General features: G+C 26.8%; 5 protein-coding genes and 1 pseudogene. All 6 read left to right on the forward strand.

Translation table 11 applies throughout. The features are described 5' to 3' along the window. Window positions 1-2: 2 nt before the first annotated feature. Window positions 3-713, forward strand: a complete 711-nt coding sequence (locus tag QP548_RS05110) for a phage tail domain-containing protein (RefSeq protein ID WP_061428026.1) — start codon at window positions 3-5, stop codon at window positions 711-713. A 64-nt stretch (window positions 714-777) separates the two neighbouring features. Then, window positions 778-2,682, forward strand: coding sequence for a phage tail spike protein (locus QP548_RS05115; RefSeq protein ID WP_061428024.1), 1,905 nt, complete (start codon window positions 778-780; stop codon window positions 2,680-2,682). 54 nt (window positions 2,683-2,736) lie between these two features. Next, window positions 2,737-3,894: an ATP-binding protein gene (locus tag QP548_RS05120; protein ID WP_061428022.1), complete on the forward strand. Its 1,158-nt coding sequence runs from the start codon at window positions 2,737-2,739 to the stop codon at window positions 3,892-3,894. A gap of 271 nt (window positions 3,895-4,165) precedes the next feature. After that, a complete protein-coding gene (locus QP548_RS05125; protein ID WP_057232773.1) occupies window positions 4,166-4,339 on the forward strand; it encodes a hypothetical protein in 174 nt (57 codons plus the stop codon). Window positions 4,340-4,450: 111 nt separating this feature from the next. Then, window positions 4,451-4,546, forward strand: a pseudogene (locus tag QP548_RS05130) (GGGtGRT protein); the annotation flags it as partial. Window positions 4,547-4,927: 381 nt separating this feature from the next. Continuing rightward, window positions 4,928-6,084 (forward strand): SH3 domain-containing protein (locus QP548_RS05135; RefSeq protein ID WP_284904954.1); only part of this gene is annotated, 1,157 nt, incomplete at its 3' end.

Here is a 6,084-nt window from a genome sequence, read left to right on the forward strand (position 1 = left end):
TTGTGAGTTATTTTATTTTTAAAGGTATAAGTAGTGAAGAGATGGGACTTATAATAGAAAAAAATTGTGATATTACAAAGCCTAATCGAAAATACTTAGAATTTAAAGTTGAAGGAAGAGATGGACTCTTAACTAAAGATTTAGGTACTTATGAATGTACTACAAAAGAATTTTTAGTACATCTTATTAAAGAAGATATGCCTTCACTAGATTATCTTTTAGATTGGCTAGATGGAGAAGGTGAATTAATATCATCAACTTTACACAATAGACATTATATAGCTAGGGTTGATAATGAAATTCCATTAGAACAAATAATAGAAAATAGACTATATAAGTTTCCTATAAGATTTAAATGCCAACCATTTTCTTATAGAAATAAGAACGATGTAATACAAATAACAGAGCAAGGTACTGCCATTTCTAATAGTTGTACTAGACCAGCCAAACCATGCTTAACTGTATTTGGAAATGGAACAATTAATTTATCAATAACCTCGGATAGAGGAGTTTACCAAATAACTTTGAAAGATGTAGTTGATAGTATAACAATTAATACAGATACGATGCAATGTTATAAAGGTTTAGAAAACTGTAACTCTAAGATGACGGGAAAGTTTCCTATTTTACAAAAAGGTAAAAACACTTTTGAATGGTCTGGAGGAACAGTTACAAAAATAGAAGTAACACCTAATTTTGGTTATTTAATATAAAGAGATGCTTTTTACAGTGTCTCTTTTTTTATTTTGTTAAATAGGAAGGAAATAGTTTAAAAGTATGAATGATAATATGATAGTTTTATATCAAGAGCGGGAGACAAATTTTACTCACAATGGAATATGTGTATTAAATAATATCTGCATTAAGGCAGAGATTGAAGAAGAGTTAAATGGAATATATAATCTTAATTTAGAATTCTTAATACATAATAACAATACTTGGAAAGAAATAACTGAAGATAGAATTATAAAGGTAAACTCTTATTATACAGATCAATTATTTAGAATAGTAAATACAAGATTAGTTGGTAGAAATAAATTAAAAGTATTCTGTAGGCACATTTTCTTTGATCTAGGTAAAAACTATTTAGAAGATATAAGAGCAGAAAATAGAAGTGGTGCTTCTGCATTAGAATATTTTTTAAGAAACACCATAGACCAACATCCATTTACATGTACATCAGATATAACTGATATAAATACATTATATGCAGTTAATATGGGATTTTTAGAAATGTTAAATGGAGATAGGGATAATACTTTTATTTCTAGATGGGGTGGAGAAATTGAAATCAACAATTTTAATTTTAGTATAAATAAAAGAAGAGGACAAGATAGAGGAGTTCAGATCAGATATGGTAAAAATATGCTTTCTATAGAAAGGTATATTAATAGAGAGAGTATTATTACTAGAGTAAAGCCTTTTGGTTTTGATGGAATAACCTTAGATAAAGGTGAATTTGTAGAATCTCCTTTAATTAATAAATATCCAGTTGGAATAACAACAAAAGTAAAGTTTGAAGATATAAAAGTAAAAAGAGATCCAAACAATAATGAAGAAGAAGGATTTGAAACACTACCTGAGGCACAAAGAGCTTTAAGAGAAGAAGCAAGAAAATTATTTGATGAACTTGATTTAGACAAACCTAAGACAACATACAAAGTTGATTTTATAAGTTTGGAAGATACAGATCAATATAAAACAGCAGCTATACTAGAACGTTGTTGGTTAGGCGATACAGTTACCATTATAGATGAAGATTTAGGAATAGATATTAAAAATAGAATTGTAAGTTATAAATTTGACTGTTTAAGTAATAGATATGTTGAATTAGTTCTTGGGAATAAACTAGAGACTATTTTCAATGTTTTAGATAATAACTTAACTAATGGAAATTCTAATGATTCTACTGGTAGTGGCTCTGCTGGAGGAGATATTGGAAATGGAAATATAGATATAGATAAGATACTTCAACAGGCTCAAGAAAACGCAAAACAACTTATGGAAAACGGTATAGTAGATTCTCATGTTGTTGTCAGAAAAAATGAAATATTGATAATGGAAGATACTACAGATATTGCACAAGCAAAGAGATTAGTTAGGGCAAATAGAAATGGTATATTTTGCTTAACTGAAGGTTATAATAGTACACCTAAAACAGCTATTACGGCTGATGGAATTAATGCTACAGCTATTACTTTTGGAGAATTAAACGGTAGATTAATAATGGCAGATACTATAGAAGCAAATGCACTTACAGTAAATGCAGTTAAAAAAATAAGAGAAGATTTAGTTACTCAGGCACAATTGAAAGTTGAAGTAGATAAAATAAATTTAAAAGTTTCTTCTATAGAACAGACTAAGCTATATACACTTTTTATAAATCCAATAAATGGAACTAGTTTTAGGGTTGGAGTTGATGAATTAATACTAAAAGCACAAATTCAAGAACAAGAGCTAACAGGTGAAGTGACTGATATTTCTAATACTATAGATCCTAGGAGAGTGACTTGGATTAGAAAAAGTTCGGATGAAGCTGGAGATATAGAATGGAATAAAAAATATGAATCTGGTGCAAGACAGATAAAAATAACAAGAGCAGATTTAGTGAAAAACACTGCAAATTTTGCTTGTCAATTGCATGATGGTAAAGGGAATGTATTAGCTAAGGGATTTCTATAAATATAAATTTAAATATAATAATGATATAATATAAATAAGAAGGAGGTGTAGATATTGTATAGTAATTTGGAGGATATAATAATAAATTTAATTAATACTGGTATAGAAGGCGAGTATTGGGATTTTAAACAAAAATGGCATAAAGATAATGATGAATTATTGAGAGATATATTATCATTTGCAAATACCATTCATAATAAAGATTGTTTTTTAATAATAGGTGTATCAGATGACTGTGAAATAATAGGTGTTGAAGATGATGAAAATAGAAGAGAACAATCCAATCTTCTAGATTTATTAGGAAATTGCAATTTTGCTGGACAAAATGTACCAAAAATTAGTTTAGAGACACTGAATATAAATGGCAAAGAAATTGATATACTAATTATATTTAATTCTAATGATGTTCCTATGTATATTTCTAAAACCAACAATAAACAAAGAAGAATACAAGCAAATTATATTTATAGTAGGGTTGGAGATCGAAATACTCCTATGTCTGAGAATAGTAATATCTATATAATAGAACAACTATGGAAGAAAAGATTTGGACTTAATAGAGATAGTATAGAACTGTTTAAAGAGGCTTTGAAGGATAAGTGGAATTGGAATAGAAACAAACAAGGATGGTATTATAAATTCAATCCAGAATTTATGATAAAAGAGATAGAAAACGACTGTAATAGATTACCATGTTTTTATTCATATACTATGTGTAATGAAAGTACTAGTTACTATAATTTGCAAATTATATATAAAGGTACTATATTGGATGAATTTCTAGAGGTTGTATTAGATAGTGGTAGATATGTTACAATTTCACCATTATCCTATTTTGTTTCTAAGGATAGATATAATAGAAAAACTTTTGAATATAGATACTTTACAAAAGGTACTATTGAATATTTATTATACGATTTCTTATATAGAACAGATGAACTTCAATGTGAAGAAACTTGGGCTAAAAATAATTTTGATGAAGTTATTCTTATATTTAATAATGAAAAAGAGAAAAAAGAATTTGAAATATATGCAACTGAACATGTAAGTAGTATAGAAGAGTATGTTGCTTCAAATTTAAAACACATTAGAAATTATGTTCCTAGAAATGATAGGGAAAATAGAATGATTCAGGAAAAAATCGCTATAGGAACTATATGTAAAGTTTTGTTAGAGAACTTTAGAAAAGAAAAAATAAGGGTATGTGATTAAGTTCATATACCCTTATTTTTTGCGTTGATTTATTCATGGATTTTTATTTAATAATGTAATATACTTATAAAAAAGTTAGGAGAATTTATTTATGAGCAAGGAAATTAATTTAAGCGATGTTTTAGAATTTATAAAAAAGTATGGGTATAAATATAATTATCAAATTTAAAGAGAATTAGATAAAACAAGAAAATTCACAATTAAAGATATTGATCAAGAAATAAAAGTATTAATAGATAGTTTTTGATTTCCTATAGCTTGTTGTGTAGCTATGGGATTTTTTATTTGGAATATATATAATAAGATGAGTTTAACTTTAGATGAAGTTACTAAAACAAATTCAGAGTTAGTTTTAACTAATAGCTCATTAATTAAAAATATGGATAATAAAATAGATAAATTAGAAGAAAAAGTTGATAAGGTGGTTGATAATATAGGTAAATAAATGTTATACTGTTATTGAAAATATATCTAATATAACGGGTGTAAATAATTTTAGTATATATTTAAAAATATAGTAATATCAATAGTTACAAGAATTTTGACTTAATAAAGCGTTGAAATGATGGGTCTTATCGGTATGGGTAACAACCCAATGGTAGGAGCTACTGTTGCAGTTGCTGTTGCTGTAGAAGAAGGAATGAACAAATAATAGATATATCAACGCTTAGGGAAGATATAAGTCTATTTTAAGGTTTAAATAAATAAGTACACGTTATGTAAATTTTAAATTTGCATGACGTGTATTTTTTTATTATAAGTATAACTTTTATTAAAATGTTTTAGTGTAATGAAATATACAAAAGAATAGGAAAATTACAATTTAGTAAACAAAAATGGTGGATTTTTAAAAAGATTTGGTTTATAATTATTGGCTAATTTTAATTTAAGAAGTATAATATTATTGGAAAGATTATGAGCAATAAGTAATAATTATAAAAAATTCATTATTTTCGCTGAAACTTACATTAGTTTATAATGGATCTTTTATAAGTTAATATAAAAGATTAATTCTTTATAAAAGGAGGGTAATATGAATAGAAATAGATTAAGCTGTCTTATAGTAGGTGCCGTAATTGGAACAGGAGCAATAGTTTGTACAACTAATACTAAAGTACATGCAAAACCAGTAAATGAGGTTAAAAATATTAATACTTCTAAAGGAAATTCATTTGGAGAAATTATTTCATCAGAAGACATAGGATTAAGAAAAGGTGCAGATTCTTCTCATGAAATAATAACTTCAATACCTAGTGGTGCTAGGGTTAATATAATAGACAAAGTGTCTAAGGATTGGTATAAGGTTAGTTATAAAGATTTTACAGGATATTTACAAGCTAAGGACATAAGAGTACTAGGAGATGAATTAAACCAAGATAATGTTGGTTTAATTTCAGCTAATCAATTAAATGTGAGAACTAGTCCAAATGAAAATGGTCAAGTAATTGGAACTTTACATAAGAATGATAAGGTAAATGTGTTAGATAAATCAATTGATGGTTGGTATAAAATTGATTTTAATGGTAGAAGAGCATATGTATCTAGTAAATATGTTAATTTGATTTCATATAAAAATAATGAGGTTAAGAAAGAAGTAAAAAAAGAACCAATTGAAGGAATAGGTAAAGTTAATATAAATACAGCTTTAAATGTTAGACAAGCTGCTACTAACAATAGTAAAATTATTGGTAGTTTAAAAGGTGGAGAAAAAGTTAACATAATAAGTGAAAATAATGGATTTTATAAAATAGAGTTTAATAATTCATATGGCTATGTTTATTCTAAATACATATCAAAGGATGAAACAAATAAGAAAGACCAAGAAGTTAAAAAAGAAACTTCTAAAGTAAAGCAAGAAGATGTTAAAAATAATAACATTGCTAAATCTAAAAAAGAGGTTAATGTTAATCCTAAAGCAGAACCAGTAGTATTGGCTGTTAGATCTATTAACAAGACGGGAATAGTAAATGTAAGTAGTTCTCTAAATGTAAGAAGTGAAGCAAGTACAAGCAGTGAAGTTATAGGAAGCTTAAGTGGAAACTCAAAGATAACAATAATAGGAGAAGAAGGAGCTTTCTATAAGATAGAGTACAAGGGCTCTCATGGATATGTGGCTAAGGAATACGTTAAAGATGTTACAGAAATTAATAATAGTAACCAAGGTACACAAACTCCAGAAAAACCAAGTAC

Source organism: Clostridium sp. UMB9555A (assembly GCF_030222355.1).
Taxonomy (GTDB): domain Bacteria; phylum Bacillota; class Clostridia; order Clostridiales; family Clostridiaceae; genus Sarcina; species Sarcina perfringens.